Origin of the sequence: Streptomyces actinomycinicus, assembly GCF_016741775.1 — a bacterium.
GTDB classification, from domain to species: Bacteria; Actinomycetota; Actinomycetes; order Streptomycetales; family Streptomycetaceae; genus Streptomyces; species Streptomyces actinomycinicus.
On record NZ_JAERRK010000002.1, the window covers coordinates 411,464 to 427,118 of the forward strand.

Annotated in this window: 13 protein-coding genes; 5 read left to right on the top strand and 8 right to left on the bottom strand. The window is 70.7% G+C overall.

Features of this window, described 5'->3' with window-relative positions:
• Positions 1-13: 13 nt before the first annotated feature.
• The 8 genes from rpsJ to rpsL form a co-directional block, all read right to left on the bottom strand.
• Positions 14-322, bottom strand: coding sequence for a 30S ribosomal protein S10 (gene rpsJ / locus JK359_RS05915; protein WP_003948644.1), 309 nt, complete (start codon positions 320-322; stop codon positions 14-16).
• A gap of 464 nt (positions 323-786) precedes the next feature.
• A complete protein-coding gene (locus JK359_RS05920) occupies positions 787-1,317 on the bottom strand; it encodes a hypothetical protein (protein ID WP_201832320.1) in 531 nt (176 codons plus the stop codon).
• Positions 1,314-3,344, bottom strand: coding sequence for a hypothetical protein (locus JK359_RS05925; protein ID WP_201832322.1), 2,031 nt, complete (start codon positions 3,342-3,344; stop codon positions 1,314-1,316). Before JK359_RS05925 ends, JK359_RS05920 begins: the two co-directional genes overlap by 4 nt.
• Before the next feature lie 14 nt (positions 3,345-3,358).
• Positions 3,359-3,721, bottom strand: a complete 363-nt coding sequence (locus JK359_RS05930) for a hypothetical protein (protein ID WP_236677322.1) — start codon at positions 3,719-3,721, stop codon at positions 3,359-3,361.
• 287 nt (positions 3,722-4,008) lie between these two features.
• Positions 4,009-5,202, bottom strand: a complete 1,194-nt coding sequence (gene tuf, locus JK359_RS05935) for an elongation factor Tu (RefSeq protein WP_201832324.1) — start codon at positions 5,200-5,202, stop codon at positions 4,009-4,011.
• Positions 5,203-5,372: 170 nt separating this feature from the next.
• Positions 5,373-7,499 (bottom strand): elongation factor G, encoded by a 2,127-nt coding sequence (gene fusA / locus JK359_RS05940; RefSeq protein ID WP_201832325.1) that lies wholly within the window; start codon positions 7,497-7,499, stop codon positions 5,373-5,375.
• Between the two features lie 39 nt (positions 7,500-7,538).
• Positions 7,539-8,009, bottom strand: a complete 471-nt coding sequence (gene rpsG, locus JK359_RS05945) for a 30S ribosomal protein S7 (protein ID WP_168371942.1) — start codon at positions 8,007-8,009, stop codon at positions 7,539-7,541.
• A 2-nt stretch (positions 8,010-8,011) separates the two neighbouring features.
• A complete protein-coding gene (rpsL, locus tag JK359_RS05950; protein ID WP_003948652.1) occupies positions 8,012-8,383 on the bottom strand; it encodes a 30S ribosomal protein S12 in 372 nt (123 codons plus the stop codon).
• 411 nt (positions 8,384-8,794) lie between these two features.
• Here rpsL and JK359_RS05955 point away from each other — a divergent pair, with 411 nt between their 5' ends.
• The 5 genes from JK359_RS05955 (at position 8,795) to JK359_RS05975 (ending at position 14,986) form a co-directional block, all read left to right on the top strand.
• Entirely contained in the window at positions 8,795-9,541 is a 747-nt protein-coding gene (locus JK359_RS05955; RefSeq protein WP_201832327.1) for a Crp/Fnr family transcriptional regulator, read from the top strand.
• Positions 9,542-9,733: 192 nt separating this feature from the next.
• On the top strand, positions 9,734-10,726 hold the full coding sequence (locus JK359_RS05960) for a hypothetical protein (RefSeq protein WP_201832329.1): 993 nt from the start codon (positions 9,734-9,736) through the stop codon (positions 10,724-10,726).
• Positions 10,723-12,966: a hypothetical protein gene (locus tag JK359_RS05965; RefSeq protein WP_201832330.1), complete on the top strand. Its 2,244-nt coding sequence runs from the start codon at positions 10,723-10,725 to the stop codon at positions 12,964-12,966. The genes JK359_RS05960 and JK359_RS05965 overlap by 4 nt, the downstream gene beginning before the upstream one ends.
• Before the next feature lie 29 nt (positions 12,967-12,995).
• Positions 12,996-14,456: a PE-PGRS family protein gene (locus JK359_RS05970; RefSeq protein ID WP_201832331.1), complete on the top strand. Its 1,461-nt coding sequence runs from the start codon at positions 12,996-12,998 to the stop codon at positions 14,454-14,456.
• The gene (locus JK359_RS05975; RefSeq protein WP_201832332.1) at positions 14,453-14,986 is read left to right on the top strand and encodes a Pycsar system effector family protein; all 534 of its coding nucleotides are present in this window, start codon (positions 14,453-14,455) and stop codon (positions 14,984-14,986) included. The genes JK359_RS05970 and JK359_RS05975 overlap by 4 nt, the downstream gene beginning before the upstream one ends.
• The last annotated feature ends 669 nt before the right edge of the window (positions 14,987-15,655 follow it).

A 15,655-nucleotide genomic window follows, 5' to 3' on the forward strand; every position in this document is an offset into this window, starting at 1 on the left:
CAGCCCACCAGCCTCAGAGCTTGATCTCGATGTCGACACCGGCCGGGAGGTCGAGTCGCATCAGAGAGTCAACGGTCTTGGGGGTCGGGTCGAGGATGTCGATCAGGCGCTTGTGCGTGCGCATCTCGAAGTGCTCGCGCGAGTCCTTGTACTTGTGCGGCGACTTGATGACGCAGTACACGTTCTTCTCAGTGGGCAGCGGCACCGGGCCCGCGACCGACGCACCAGTGCGGGTCACCGTCTCGACGATCTTCTTCGCCGAGGAGTCGATGACCTCGTGGTCGTAGGCCTTGAGCCGGATGCGGATCTTCTGTCCCGCCATGGCTACTCAGTAGTCCTGTCTCTCTAACGCTCTGGAACCCGGTGGTTCCGTTCCCTTCGTTCTCCGACCCACGCGGTCGGGCGTGTCGCGCTCCCGCTGACATGGATGCCCCTTGTTCGAACATCCCTGCGGGGAATGCACACGGCCCTTCCGGAACCGCAAGCCGGGGGCGGAAGGCCCACCGGGCGCCTGGCCGGTGCCGCGCCCACACTTCCCGGAAGATTCCCGTACGTCCGCCCCAGTGCTGCCCGTGGGCAGTTAGGACGACGAGTACTGTGGGACTCGCTTCCGGTCCTCCCGGCGGGAGGCGCGCAGCATCAACACTCGACCGAGCAACTCCGACAGTCTGCCATATGGGGCAGGTCCTCCGCCAATCGAGCCGAAGAGATTACCCCGAAGGTGACGTAGCTCAAACCGCCCCCACCCCGCACCCCGCCACCCCCACACCCAGCGCCACCGCCCCCTCAGGAGCACCCGAGAGTCCCGACAGCAGCAGGGAAGTAGGCCCGCATGAACTTCTCGATGTCCCGACGCCGTCCGTGATCGACCGGATTGATCTGGGGCAGCCTCACCAGCAAAGTGAAGTGCTTGGCGCTCCTGGGTCCGCAGACCGTTGTCGACAGCGCTCCATCGTTGCCGATGTACGTCTTGTACTTGGATTCGATCCGTCGCGGTTCGGTCACATCCAGAAGCGATCTGCTCTGCATACGGCTCACATCGGGCTCGTCCGAGGTCCAGTAGAAGTTCATTGACAGGACAGCCTTGCGGCCCGAAATGATGCTGCACGGAGCAGACGTCGCCTCGGCGCGGCTCACGCGATTGAACTCGTGCAGGTGACGGGCGGGACCCACGATCCCACGGACTGCCTCGCCACTGACGCGCGTGCCGCAAATCGTCGCCGGAAGGCGCTGCTCGGCATCACCGCACGAAACTGCAGCGACCAACGACGAGGCGAGAAGGAACCCACTGAAGGCCGATCGAAGCGGCATCGTCATTCGGCTTCCTCCCCGGAGACGCCCCTTGCGTGACTCATGCCGCTCTGAGCCGACCGATTGATGAACTCCTGGGTTTCATAGAGATCTCCTCCGCGCCCGCGAACCTTGCCCCACTCACCGGCCAGGGCCATCAACTGGCCGTTCCTCGCCTTGTACGCCTCGGCATTGTCCTGCGCCTGCTTGTCATCGATCCGCTTCTGCTCGTCCTCCAGCCACTTGTCCGTGACGTAGTCGAACCCCTCCTGGACGTCCTCACCCGCCACCGGAATGAGGCTGATCGCCTTGTCGAAGAGTGGCTTCGCTTCGAATTCCGCCGTCTTGGGGGCGCCCTGCGCCTGCACACGTGCCTCCTCCAGGAAGCCGACCGTGCGGCCGGCGCGGAGCAGGGACTCGTTCGAGGACGAGTGGTCGCGGTGGATCCCGGAGACCAAGGCCTGATTGAGGCCCCCGTTCAGGGTTCCGTACGCGTCCTCGTCCCTGGAGATCTGCTTCGTCGCCTCGAAGAGCTGGTCCTGGGGCAGCGGGGAGTGGGCGATGTCGATCTCGCTCATGGACGCGTGGACGGTGGCGCCGTGGTTGACGAGGATGTTGGCCATCGGCTCCCGCAACGACGCCGGAAAGTCGTCGCCCTGCGCCGCCAGATGCCGCAGGGCCGACCGGAGGACCGCTTGGTTCTGCGCACCGTGCGCAACATAGTGGGCCTGGGTGCCGGACGGGTCGATCCCGGTCGCCGCCGCCTGCAGCGCCGCCCCGAACCCCGCCCGGTCGTCCGCGTCGGGTCCCGCGGTGTACCGGGGCGCCTTCGGCCCGTCCTGCTCGTGCAGGGTGACGTTCCAGTCCCTCTCCGTCATCAGGTACCGCATGTGCGCGTCCGAGGAGAGATAGTGCGCCGCCGCCCCCGGGTCGCGGCTCATGAGGCCCAGCGCGCCGTCGACCGGGTCGTTGGCGAACCATCCGTCGCGCCGGCCGGCGTACCCGCCCTTCGTCTGCCAGATCCCGGGATGCCGTTGCTCCGCCGCGATCATGTCGTCGGTAAGGTCCTCCAGCATCGCCGGCGCATACCCGTGTCCCGCCCGCATCAGGGTGACCAGCGACTGGTAGCCCACCGCCCGGTCCAGCCGCTCCCCCTGCGCGGCCGTGGTGTACCGCTCGACACCCGCGTCGCGCATCCCCGCCCGCCACTGCCGGTACCAGTCCGAGTCCGTGTGCCGGGTCGCCGTGGCCAGCGTGTCCGCCAGGCCTGACTCGATCACCGCGTATGACCGCAGGCCGGGTCCGGTCTGCCCGTCCCGCGGGTGGAGGAGGTCGTTCAGCCGGTTCGTGAGCCTGAGGGTGCCCTCCGGGCCGAGGTCGTCGAGCAGGGTGCGCGAGAAGGCCTCGTCGTCGGCGTTGTCACGGAACGCCCTCTCCAGTTCGGCGAGTTGCTTCGCTGACAGGTGACCGCCCCGGCCCAGTTTCTCCAGGGCCCGTTCCGCGGCCACCGCCTCGTACTTCTCGACGTCCCCCAGTGCCCTGCCGTTGAAGCCCCGGCCCCCGGACAGCGGATCGGAGTCGACGGCCACGGCCGACAGCGCGATCCTCACCCCGTCGTCCGCGTCCGTGACGTCCCGGACCGCTTTGTCGATCCGGTTCTGCCAGTCCTGCGCGGCGTGCTCACCGTCGGGCTTCCCGGCCGACACCACACCGCGGTCCGACACCTTCATCCCGGCCGCCAGTGCCTCGTGCCGCACAGCTTTCAGCCGGCCCCGCAGCTCCACGTACTGGGCGTGTGCGTCCCGCAGCAGCGAGGCGATCGCCTTCGCCTCCGTCTGCGCGGAGCCGAACTCCTTCAGCGTGACCGCGAACCGCCCGTGCGCCGCCTCCGCGCTCATCCCCGCCCAGGCGATGGGGAGGGCCGAGACGTCGTGGACGTCACGCCGGTACGCCTTCTCCTGCCGGGCGAACTCCCCCGCCATGCCGTCCCAGCGCTCCGCCGCGGTGGTGAGCGCGCCGAGGTCGGCGGTCATGATCTCGTGGTACGTCGGCATGTCCGGGCCGCCCCTCAGTACCGGTCCAGGGCGGACAGCTTCCGCAGGGCGGCGCCGGTACCGGTGTCCGTGCCGGTCAGGACGGTGTTCGCGGCGCGCAGCGCGTCCTTCTCGGCGCCCAGTCGGTCCAGGAGGTTCTTGACCTGGCCGGACCAGGTCTCATGGGCCGTGCGCAGCGCCCCGGCAGCGGCCCAGCCGTCCCCGTCCCGGGCGCCGAAGGCCTTCACGGCGGCACCGGTCTGGTCGTCCGCCCACGCGCCGGCCCTGCGGGTGCCCGGTTCGATACGGGCCTCCAGCGCCGCGGCCGCCGCTCGCTTGCGTTCCGGGGTGGACACCAGATTCCTCGGCCCGTGGCCGCCCGTCATGCCGCTGCCCATCACCGCTCCTCGCCGTACCGCTATCTCCGACGGAACTTCAACCGGGTGCGGCCGATCTTCGTCACGGTGTGTTCGCGGTCGTCGCGTTGACGCCCGGGCTCGGGGTCCGGTGGGGGAGAAGCCTTTCGAGAAGCCTGAGAGGCCTTGAGAAGCCTTGAGAAGTCGAAGTCTCCCCGGGTCCCGGAAAAGAAGTCTCCCCGACACCCGGAAACACGGAAGAGGCCCGTACGACCGAAGTCGTACGGGCCTCCTCTCAGGTCAGGTGATGACCTTCAAGCAAGCGGAACTTACTTGACGATCTTGGTGACCTGGCCGGCGCCCACGGTACGGCCACCCTCACGGATGGCGAACTTCAGGCCCTCTTCCATGGCGACGGGCTGGATGAGCGCAACGGTCATCTCGGTGTTGTCGCCCGGCATGACCATCTCGGTGCCCTCGGGGAGGGTCACGACGCCGGTCACGTCCGTGGTACGGAAGTAGAACTGCGGACGGTAGTTGTTGAAGAACGGCGTGTGGCGGCCGCCCTCGTCCTTCGAGAGGATGTAGGCCTGGGCCTCGAAGTCGGTGTGCGGGGTCACCGTGTTCGGCTTGATGATGACCTGGCCGCGCTCGACGTCCTCGCGCTTGATACCGCGGAGAAGCAGACCGACGTTCTCACCGGCCTGGCCCTCGTCCAGCAGCTTACGGAACATCTCGATGCCCGTAACCGTGGTCTTGGTCTTCTCTTCCTTGATGCCGATGATCTCGACTTCTTCGTTCACCTTGAGCAGACCACGCTCGATACGGCCGGTGACGACGGTGCCACGACCGGTGATGGTGAAGACGTCCTCGATCGGCATGAGGAACGGCTTGTCGACCTCGCGCTCCGGCTGCGGGATGGCCTCGTCGACAGCGCTCATCAGGCTGAGGACGGAGTCCACCCACTCCTTCTCGCCCTCGAGGGCCTTCAGGGCGGAGACCTTGACGACCGGAACGTCGTCGCCCGGGAACTCGTACTCGGAGAGGAGCTCACGGACCTCGAGCTCGACGAGCTCCAGGATCTCCTCGTCGTCCACCATGTCGGCCTTGTTCAGGGCGACGACGATGTACGGAACGCCGACCTGGCGGGCCAGGAGCACGTGCTCCTTGGTCTGCGGCATCGGGCCGTCGGTGGCGGCGACCACCAGGATCGCGCCGTCCATCTGCGCGGCACCGGTGATCATGTTCTTGATGTAGTCCGCGTGACCCGGGCAGTCGACGTGGGCGTAGTGACGCGCCTCGGTCTGGTACTCGACGTGCGCGATGGAGATGGTGATACCGCGCTGACGCTCCTCAGGAGCCTTGTCGATGTTGTCGAACGGGGTGGCCTCGTTCAGGTCCGGGTACGCGTCGTGCAGCACCTTGGTAATGGCGGCCGTGAGGGTCGTCTTACCGTGGTCGATGTGACCGATGGTGCCGATGTTGACGTGCGGCTTAGTCCGCTCGAACTTCGCCTTCGCCACTGGGGTCCTCCTGTGGAGTGGTTCTGTACGCCTTACTTCATCGGCGCCAGGTGATCTTTGCTGTTAAAGCCCGGAACCGGGGGCAAACAACCGTGTTTGCGGGTGTTTGCCCCACGAGGCTCCGGAGTCAAGCCTAAGGCGTTGAATCGCGGTGCGTTAAACGCGGTGCGTTACTCGCCCTTGGCCTTCGCGATGATCTCCTCGGCGACGTTCCGCGGAACCTCGGCGTAGGAGTCGAACTGCATGGAGTAGCTGGCGCGGCCGGACGTCTTGCTACGCAGGTCGCCGACGTAACCGAACATCTCCGAGAGGGGCACGAGGCCCTTCACGACGCGGGCACCGGCCCGCTCCTCCATGGCCTGGATCTGGCCACGGCGGGAGTTGATGTCGCCGATGACCTCACCCATGTAGTCCTCGGGCGTGGTGACCTCGACGGCCATCATCGGCTCGAGCAGCACGGGGCTGGCCTTGCGCGCGGCCTCCTTGAAGGCCTGCGAACCGGCGATCTTGAAGGCCAGCTCGGAGGAGTCGACCTCGTGGTAGGCACCGTCGTGCAGGATCACGCGGACACCGGTCATCTCGTAACCGGCGAGGATGCCGAACTGCATGGCCTCCTGCGCACCGGCGTCGACCGAAGGGATGTACTCCTTCGGGATACGACCACCGGTCACCTTGTTCACGAACTCGTACGAGGTGTCGCCACCCTCGAGCGGCTCGATGCCGATCTGCACCTTCGCGAACTGACCGGTACCACCGGTCTGCTTCTTGTGGGTGTAGTCGACGCGCTCGACGGCCTTGCGGATCGTCTCGCGGTAGGCCACCTGCGGCTTGCCGACGTTGGCCTCGACCTTGAACTCACGGCGCATACGGTCGACCAGCACCTCGAGGTGCAGCTCGCCCATGCCGCCGATGATGGTCTGGCCGGTCTCCTCGTCCGAGTGGACCTGGAAGGACGGGTCCTCCTCGGCCAGGCGCTGGATCGCGACGCCCAGCTTCTCCTGGTCACCCTTCGACTTGGGCTCGATGGCGACCTGGATGACCGGCGCCGGGAAGTCCATGGACTCCAGGATGACCGGGTTCTTGTCGTCGGACAGCGTCTCACCGGTGGTGGTCTGCTTCAGGCCCATGACGGCGACGATGTCGCCGGCGCCCACCGAGTCGATCTCCTCACGCTTGTTGGCGTGCATGCGGTAGATCTTGCCGATGCGCTCCTTCTTGCCCTTGACGGAGTTCAGCACCGAAGAGCCGGACTCCAGGCGGCCCGAGTAAACCCGGACGAAGGTGAGCTTGCCGAGGTGCGGGTCGCTCATGATCTTGAACGCCAGCGCGGACAGCGGCTCGTCGTCGGACGGCTTGCGCTTGATGACGACCTCGGCGTCCTTGACGTCGTGGCCCTCGATGGCCTCGATGTCGACCGGGGACGGCAGGTAGCGCACGACCGCGTCGAGCAGGGGCTGGACGCCCTTGTTCTTGAACGCGGTACCGCAGAACACCGGGGTCACGGTGGTGCCGGTGCCCTTGCCGGACGCGATGGTGATGCGACGGATCGCGGCGTACAGCTGCTCCTCGGAAGGCTCCTCGCCCTCCAGGTACAGCTCCATGATCTCTTCGTCGTTCTCGGCCACGGCCTCGAGCAGCTTGCCGCGGTACTCCTCGGCAGCCTCGGTGTGGGTGTCCGGGATGTCGACGACGTCGTACATCTCGCCCTTGGTCGCCTCGGCGGACCACACGAGCGCCTTCATGCGGACCAGGTCCACGACGCCCTTGAAGTCGGCCTCGGCGCCGATCGGGAGCTGCATGACGATCGGCTGAGCGCCCAGGCGGTCAGTGATCATGTCGACGCAGCGGTGGAACTCGGCACCGGTCCGGTCGAGCTTGTTGACGAAGCAGATACGCGGAACGCCGTAGCGGTCCGCCTGACGCCACACGGTCTCGGACTGCGGCTCAACGCCGGCGACGCCGTCGAACACCGTCACGGCACCGTCGAGCACGCGCAGGGAGCGCTCCACCTCGACGGTGAAGTCGACGTGACCCGGGGTGTCGATGATGTTGATGGTGTGGTCGACGTCTTCCAGCGGCCAGTGGCAGGTGGTGGCAGCAGAGGTGATCGTGATGCCACGCTCCTGCTCCTGCTCCATCCAGTCCATGGTGGCAGCGCCGTCGTGGACCTCACCGATCTTGTAAGACACACCGGTGTAGAACAGGATCCGCTCGGTGGTGGTCGTCTTGCCCGCGTCGATGTGGGCCATGATGCCGATGTTGCGCACCTTGGCCAGGTCAAGCGAAGTGGTAGCCATAAGGCTTCAGTCTTCTCTCGGTCTCGATGTGGACTGCGACTACCAGCGGTAGTGCGCGAAGGCCTTGTTGGACTCGGCCATCTTGTGCGTGTCCTCGCGCTTCTTCACAGCGGCACCCAGGCCGTTGCTGGCGTCGAGGAGCTCGTTCAGCAGACGCTCGGTCATGGTCTTCTCGCGACGGGCGCGGGAGTAACCGACGAGCCAGCGCAGCGCCAGGGTGTTGGCACGGCCGGGCTTGACCTCGACCGGGACCTGGTAGGTAGCGCCACCGACACGGCGGGACTTGACCTCGATGGTCGGCTTGATGTTCTCGAGAGCGCGCTTCAGCGTGATGACCGGGTCGTTGCCGGTCTTGTCGCGCAGGCCCTCCATGGCGCCGTAGACGATGCGCTCGGCGGTGGAGCGCTTGCCGTTCAGCAGCACCTTGTTGATCAGGGAGGTCACCAGAGGAGAGCCGTAGACCGGGTCGATGATGACCGGGCGCTTCGGGGCGGGGCCCTTACGAGGCATTCTTACTTCTCCTTCTTGGCGCCGTAACGGCTGCGAGCCTGCTTGCGGTTCTTGACACCCTGGGTGTCGAGGGAACCGCGGATGATCTTGTAGCGAACACCCGGCAGGTCCTTCACACGGCCGCCGCGCACGAGCACGATGGAGTGCTCCTGCAGGTTGTGTCCCTCACCCGGAATGTAAGCGGTGACCTCGATGCCGCTGGTCAGACGCACACGCGCGACCTTGCGGAGGGCCGAGTTCGGCTTCTTCGGGGTGGTCGTGAACACACGCGTGCAGACGCCACGACGCTGAGGGGAACCCTCGAGTGCGGGCGTCTTGTTCTTCTCGACCTTGTCCTGCCGGCCCTTGCGGACCAGCTGCTGGATCGTAGGCACTACTTCTCCGGTTTCTGTGTGCCGATGAGTACAGCTAACCTGGAACGTCGCCGACCCACGCGGTCGGGTGTGTCGAATCCGCCGGGCTTCCGCCGCGAGGCGAGAAGGGCGCAGATTACGGTGGCCGTTCACGGCTCGCCATGCGGTTTGAAGGCACGCACAGGAGCCAGGGCACACCCCAGGCACAAGGTCTGAGCGTACCTACCTCACGGACTTCGGTCAAAACAAATGGAGCCCGCACCCAGCCCGCACCCGGCCCGCACCCGGCCCGCACCGACACGCCGGACTTGTCCGGGTTCCCTGCCCCGGCTTCGAGCCGCTTACGTGTGAATCCCAGCCGTTCCGTCAGCGGGCCGCCCGTCACTTCTGTACGTTGAACGGTCGCTGTCCGGCTTGGGGGGACGAGGTTCGATGACGGGGGACATACCGTACGCGTTACCGCGGCGGGCACAGGACGAGGCTCCGGGGGACGACGCGCTCGAGGACCGGGTGCCGTTCCTGGCCCGGCTGGAGAAGGCGGACCGGGCCGCGCTGCTCGCGCTCGGGCACGAGCTGGACTTCGCGCCCCGCGGTGTGCTCCTGCGCCAGCGGGAGCCCTCCTCGCACGTGCTGATCGTCGTCGAGGGCTGGACCAAGGTCACGGCCGCCGCCGCCAACGGCTACGAGGCGCTGCTGGCGCTGCGCGGTCCCGGCGACATCATCGGCGAGTCGGCCGCGCTGACCGGCCGGACCCGGTCGGCCACCGTGACGGCGCTGGAGGAGGTCCGGGCCGTGGCCGTCCAGCGCGAGCGTTTCACGGACTTCCTGGCGGACTCCCCCGCCGTCTCCTTCGCCCTGCTCGGCCTCACCTCGGACCGCACCCGCGCCGCCGACCGGCGCCGCCTGGAGTTCGCCTCGATGACCGTCCGGGAGCGGTTCGCGACCCTGCTCCTCGACCTGGCCCGCACCCACGGCCGGCGCACCCCGGCGGGCGTCGAGCTGTCCGTGCCGCTGAGCAAGCAGGAGCTGGCCGGCTCGGTGGGCGCCTCGCGTGAGGCGGTGCAGCGGCTGCTGAAGGAACTGCGCGAGCGGGACGTGGTCCGTACCGGCCGGCGGGCGCTGGTGATCGTACGGCCGGACGTGCTGCGCAGGATCGCGCGCGCGGAGGCCGGCGGGTGAGCCGGGGAGCGGGCGGCGTGCGGGCCGGTCCCGCCCTCGTGTGCCCCCGGACGCCTGCCGTGGGCCGAGCGGTCTTCTGTGCACACGGTCACAGTCCGAGCGGGTCATCCGTCCTCACGCCCCTGCGGTCCCCCGCGCCACCCTTCTGACGGCGGCGCGGCCCGATTCCCGTACAACCACCGAAAGGTGATCATGAACGAACCCGTGAGCCGGACGATGCTCCTGCTCGACATCGAGAGGTACAGCGACCGGGACGATGTCGAGCAGACATATCTGCGGCGCGTTCTGTACAACATCGCCGACCGGGCCCTGGAGCGGGCCTGCATCGACGAGACGCGGCGGCTGCGGGCCGACCGGGGCGACAGCGTCATGGAGCTGATCGACGCGAACGCCTCCGTCCCCGCCCTGCTGCGGGCCCTGCTCACGGAGGTGCCGGCCGAGCTGCACGGGTACAACCGGCTGGCGTCGAGCACGGCCCAGATCCGGCTCAGGGGCGTGGTCGCCACCGGGTACGTCGCCGTCGACGAGCGCGGCGGCTGGGTCGGCTCCGACCTGAACCACGCCTGCCGGCTGCTCGACGCCCCGCTCCTGCGGGCCGCCCTGCGGGAGCGGGCCGACGGCTTCGCGCTGTGCGTGTCCGAGGGCGTGCACGCCGGGGTCGTACGACACGACCATCACGGCATCCGCGCGGCCGACTTCCACGAGGTCACCCTGACCAGCAAGAACGGCCCGCTGCGCGCCTGGCTCCACGGGCCGGTACCGCACGGCGGCACGAACCACGGTGAGACGGGGGCGGGGGAAGCCCCGGTGCCGGGGACGTCGGGGGACGTCCCGGCACCGGGGACGCCGGCACAGGGAGCGCCGGCGCACGAGGCTCCGGCACAGACGACTCCAGCGCACGAGGCGCCGGCGCACGAGGCTCCGGCACAGGGTGCTCCCGCACACGAGGCGCCGGCACACGAGGCTCCGGCACAGGGTGCTCCCGCACACGAGGCTCCGGCGCAGGGGGCGTCCGCGCCCGGCGCGGGGACCGGCCAGGCGCCCGGCGGCGGGGTCGTGTTCCACTTCGGCGCCGGCACGCCCCGCTTCGGGGGCAGCCTCGTGGCCGGTGACCAGCACGGCGTGTCGGGCGGCCAGGTCACCGGGAACGTGCACCTGGGCGGAACCGTGGGTGATCAGTCGTGACGGCGTCCGCCGCGGCCGCGGCCCGCGCCGAGGGCGGTCCGCCCGGCGCCGCTCCGCCGAAGCAGCCGCCGCCCGGACAGCCGTCCCCGGCACACGCGGCCCCGGGGCAGCCGTCGCCGGGACAGGCTGCCCCGAACCAGGCGTCGGGGCAGCCGGTGTCCGACGAGGACGCCCTGTCCCACGGCGACCTGGAGCCGGAGACGGAGGGTGCCCAGGAGGCCCGGGCGGCCCAGCGCGAGCTGGTCGCGCACGCCCCGGCGTTCTTCCTCGGCGACGACGCCCGCTTCGGCGGCAGCGCGGTCGGCGGCTCCCAGCACGGCGTGTCCGGCGGACAGGTCGGCGGCGACGTCTACATGGGCGGCCGTACCGAGATCCATCACCACGGCACCCCGGGCGCCGCTCCGGACGCCTCCGGCGAGGTACCCCGCCCGTACGTGGAGGAGCTGGCGGCCGTCTACGCCGAGGGCCCCGCCTTCGCCGCCGCGCTGGAACGGCTGCGCGAGGAACGCGTGCTGGTGCTCTCCGGCGCCCACGCCACCGGCCGCAACGCCGCCGCGCTGATGCTGGTCCACCGGCTGGGCGTGCCCGCCGTCCACGCGCTGAGCCCCGAGACCCCGCCCGCCGCCCTGAGCGGCCACCTCACCCGGCCCGCCGGATACGTCCTGCGGGACCTGCCCCTCAGCCGCAACCGGCCGTTGCGCGACACCCACCTCTTCGCGGCCCGCGACCAGCTCGTCAAGACCGGCGGCCACCTCGTCGTCACCGTCGAGAACTCGCCGCACCTGCCGGGCGTCACCCCGTACCCCTGGAGCCCGCCGCCCGCCGAGGACGTCGTACGGGCCCTGCTCGACCGGCACCGGCCCGGTGAGGCCGACGCGCTGCTCGCCCTGGGGCCGGTGCTGGACTTCCTCGCCGGCGCCGGCCGTCATCCGGCCGAGGCCGCCGCGTTCGCCCAGGCGCTGGCGGAGTACGACGGCACCGCGCAGGCACTGGCCCGGCTCGCGGACTTCGGGCAGGCCGCCGTGGAGAAGCAGTGCCGGGACTGGCTCGGCGACCCGGAGACCGGACTGCGCGACAAGGCCTTCCTCCTCGCACTCGCCGTCTTCGACCAGGCGCCCTACGTCCTCGCCGCCGAACTGGCCGACAAGCTGTTCGTACACTTCGAACGGTTGCAGCACCCCGAGAGACCGCCGGTCATCCCGGTGTTCGGACCGGCCGCCGAGGACCGGCTCACCCTGGCCCGGGCCGGCGGCGAGGTCCGGCAGGAACAGACCGACTGGGGGCCGGTTCCGCAGTTCATGGCCGCCTTCCACGACGAACGCACCCCCCGCGTCCTGCTCACCGAAGTGTGGACCAGCCATCCCTCGGCCCGCCCGGCACTGGTCGAGTGGCTCGGACAGCTCGCCCGCGACGGCCGCCCGCTGGTCCGCACCCGCGCCGCCGCGGCGGCCGCGCTGCTCGCCGCCGCCGACCTGCCCTCGACGATGGCGCTGCTCGTCGACCGCTGGGCGACCGCACGCGCCGTCGGCCCCCGCGTCACCGCCGCCAACACGCTGACCCTGGCCCAGCTGCTCGGGGCGCCGGTCGTCCTGCGGCTGCTCACCCAGTGGTGCAACGACGGCCAGTGGGGGCGGCGCTGGACCGCCATCCGGGCCCTCGGGCTGCTCGCCCCGCTCCGTCCCGACCTGGCCGGTCCCGCCCTCGACGCGCTGGCCTCCCGGGCCCGGGCCGACGCCAGCAACCAGGCCGAGCGGGACAACCTCACCGAGTCCGCCGCACTGCTGCTGTCCGCCGGCCAGCGCCGCGGGGAGGTGCTCGCCGAATTCGTCCGGCTGCTGTACCGGGACACCCCGGCCGTCCGCGGGCTCGCCCTCGCCGCCTTCGCCCGCGCCTGCGACAACGCCGGCGAGGGCGCACTCGTCGGCTGGTACGCCGAGACCGGCATGTACCAGCCGGACACGGCCCGCGACATGGCCACCCTGTGGCGCACCGCGCTGGGCGACCACATCCACACCAGGGCGGCGCTGCAGGCCCTGCAGACCTGGGTGCACGTCGCCACCCGCCGCACGGACGCCGCCACAGCCCTGGAACTGCTGCTGCCCGCGCTGATCGTGACCGCGGACGACCGCAAGCGCCTCGACCACGAACTGCGCACCATGCGCGCCGAGGACGGCGGCCCGCGCCCGCCGCTCGCCGAACGCCTGCTCGACGTGCTGCGTCCGGCGCCGGCCGCGCACTGAACCACCGCCTGTACAAGAGGAGTTGAGCGATGGCGGACTTCCGCCGACCCCCGGAGTGGACACAGCACGCGGACCGGCACACCGCGCTGATCGACCCGGTGCTGACCGTGCGCCCGATCTCACGGTTCGACTACACCGCCCGCCGCCAGGTCGGCGCCATCGACCACGCCCTGGTCTTCGTCACCGCGAGCGGCTCGTACGACGTCTACCTGCCGCCGCAGCGACCGAGCCGCACGGAGGCCGCCACCCGTCGGTACACCTCCGTCTACGAGGTGGACATGGGCAGCCACCCGGTCCAACTGGAACTCGAACTGCCCAGCGACGACGACGCGTTCTCCTTCGGCGCGACCGCCGACCTCACCTGGCGGGTCGCCGATCCGAAGGCCTTCGTGCAGAGCGGCGAACGGGACGTGCCGACCCGGCTGACCCGCGAACTGCAGCAGGTGGCCCGCCCGGTCACCCGGCGCTTCGCCATCGAGGACAGCCCGGCAGCCGAACGGGCCGTGCAGCGGGCGGTCGAGGAGGAGGGCGGCTTCGCCGCGGGCACCGGACTGACCGTGACGTGTGTGGTGCGGCTGCGCCTGGACGACGACGCGATCGCCCACCGCCGGCGCAAGCGGACCCTGCGCTACGAGTCGGAGATGCTCGACCCCGAGCACGAGTACCGGATGCGCCAGGCCCAGCTCGAACACCAGCTGGAGGCCCTGCGCCAGCAGCAGTCGCAGGAACTGGTGGCCCAGAAGATCGCCTTCTACTCGTACTGGCTGCAGCACGGTGGCGTGGCGGCCTGGGCCCTGCACCTCGCGGCGCACCCCAGGGACACCCGGATGGTCATCGGCACCCTGCAGAAGGACCAGCTCGGCGCGATCCGCCAGGAGCTGGAACTGATCGCCGGGGACGGCATGGAGGACTTCCAGAAGGCCGAGTCGGCGCGCTCCGTCCTGCGGTCCGTCGACGAACTCATGCGCGAGCAGGCGGCGGCGCCCCAGGCCCTGCCGCCGGGCGTGCCCCCGCAGCAACCGTACGTCCCGCCCCAGCCCTACGCCCCGGGCCCGCCACCGGCACCGTACGCCGCACCGGCCGGCGCCCCGGACCCGTACGCCCCGGCCGCACAGGGGACCGCCGGGCCGTACGGCCGGCCCGAGGGCGGCCGGCCCGGGAACGGGCAGCACGAGCAGTACGGGCAGCACGGGTACGCACAGCCGCCGCAGGGGCATGCGCCACACGGCCACGCCGTACCGGATCAGCCACCCGGCCACGCCGTACCGGATCAGCCCCCGTACGGCCAGGCGGCGCCGGAGCAGTCCCCGTACGGCCGGCCGGCGCCGGAACAGCCCCCGTACAGCGACGCGGTACCGGCCCAGCCCCCGTACGGCCACGCGGTGCCGGAACAGCCCCCGTACAGCCCGCCGCCCGCCGGGCCCGCGCCGGTCGTTCCTCCCCCGCCCGGCGCGCTCCGGGAGCAGCCCGCCGAGGGCGGGCCGGCATGACCTCGCCCGACACCGCCACACGCCCCGGCCCCGCCGCCCGTTCCACCCACCACACCGCGGAACGCCTGCTCACCGAGTTGCGCGAGGAGATCGGGCGGGCCGACACCAAGGCGTCCGTCCTGGTGGCGGCGCTGGGAATGACGGCCGGTGTGTTCACCGGGCTGATAGCCGGGCGGGACTGGTCGCCGGACCGGCTGTCCGCCCCCGGCGCCGTGCTGTGGTGGGCCGGGGCGGCGGCGCTGGCCCTGTCACTGCTCTCGCTGCTGCTCGCCGTGCTGCCCCGCTACCGTTCCGGGTCCTGGGCCGAGGGGCGCCCGCTGTGCTACTTCGGCGACATCCGCCAGGCGGCGCGGGAAGGCCGGCTGGCCGAGGCGCTCGCCGGCACCGACCGGGATCCCGCCGCCGCTCTGCTGGCCGCACTCGCCGAGAACAGCCGGATCGCCGCGTCCAAGCACCGGTGGATCCGTACCGGTCTGATCGCCTTCTGCGTCGGGGCCCTGCTGCTGCCCGCCGCCGCGCTCGCCGGCTGACGTCCCCGTACCCGCAGTACTTGTAAGGAGCCCGCTCATGTCGTTACCGCCGGACCCGTCGGTACCGCCCCGGTACCCGGAACCGTCCTATCCGGAGCCGTCGCATCCGGGGCCGTCCTGTCCGGAAGCGCCCCAGCCGCACGCCGCGGTCCCGCCGCCGCCCAGCTACCCGGAAGCCGCGACCCCGCCACCGTCCGTCTGCCCGACGCCCGGGACCCCCACTCCGCCGCCGTACCCGACGGCCCCCTCCCCTGCCGGCGCCACCCCACCGCCGTACCCGACGCCCGCCTCCCCTGCCGCGGCCCCACCGCCGTACCCCGGCGAGCCGCAGTACCCCGCGGCGGCCCCGCAGTACCCGGCCGGCGGCCCGGTCCACCCCGCGCCGCCGCCGTACCCGGCCGCGGGAGCCGACCGGCCCGGCCCCGGCCCGTCGCCGTACCCGACGCCCCCGTCCCCCATCGCTCCCCCGCCCGCGTACCCGGGCGCACTCCCGCACCCGCAGGCGTCAGCCGCGCCACCGGCGCAGGCGCCGTACGCCCCCGGCGCGCCCGCGCCCGGTCCGGTACCCCCGCACCCACCCGGAGCCGCACCCGGATACGCGCCCGCGCCCGACCCCGCACCCGGATACGCACCCGGGTACGCACCCCCGCACGTGTCAGGGCCCGCGCC

Excerpts from the sequence above, each read along its gene's own strand:
- rpsJ (WP_003948644.1), bottom strand. The coding sequence starts at position 322 with ATGGCGGGACAGAAGATCCGCATCCGGCTCAAGGCCTACGACCACGAG.
- JK359_RS05920 (WP_201832320.1), bottom strand. The coding sequence starts at position 1,317 with ATGACGATGCCGCTTCGATCGGCCTTCAGTGGGTTCCTTCTCGCCTCG.
- JK359_RS05925 (WP_201832322.1), bottom strand. The coding sequence starts at position 3,344 with ATGCCGACGTACCACGAGATCATGACCGCCGACCTCGGCGCGCTCACC.
- JK359_RS05930 (WP_236677322.1), bottom strand. The coding sequence starts at position 3,721 with ATGGGCAGCGGCATGACGGGCGGCCACGGGCCGAGGAATCTGGTGTCC.
- fusA (WP_201832325.1), bottom strand. The coding sequence starts at position 7,499 with ATGGCTACCACTTCGCTTGACCTGGCCAAGGTGCGCAACATCGGCATC.
- rpsG (WP_168371942.1), bottom strand. The coding sequence starts at position 8,009 with ATGCCTCGTAAGGGCCCCGCCCCGAAGCGCCCGGTCATCATCGACCCG.
- JK359_RS05955 (WP_201832327.1), top strand. The coding sequence starts at position 8,795 with ATGACGGGGGACATACCGTACGCGTTACCGCGGCGGGCACAGGACGAG.
- JK359_RS05960 (WP_201832329.1), top strand. The coding sequence starts at position 9,734 with ATGAACGAACCCGTGAGCCGGACGATGCTCCTGCTCGACATCGAGAGG.
- JK359_RS05970 (WP_201832331.1), top strand. The coding sequence starts at position 12,996 with ATGGCGGACTTCCGCCGACCCCCGGAGTGGACACAGCACGCGGACCGG.
- JK359_RS05975 (WP_201832332.1), top strand. The coding sequence starts at position 14,453 with ATGACCTCGCCCGACACCGCCACACGCCCCGGCCCCGCCGCCCGTTCC.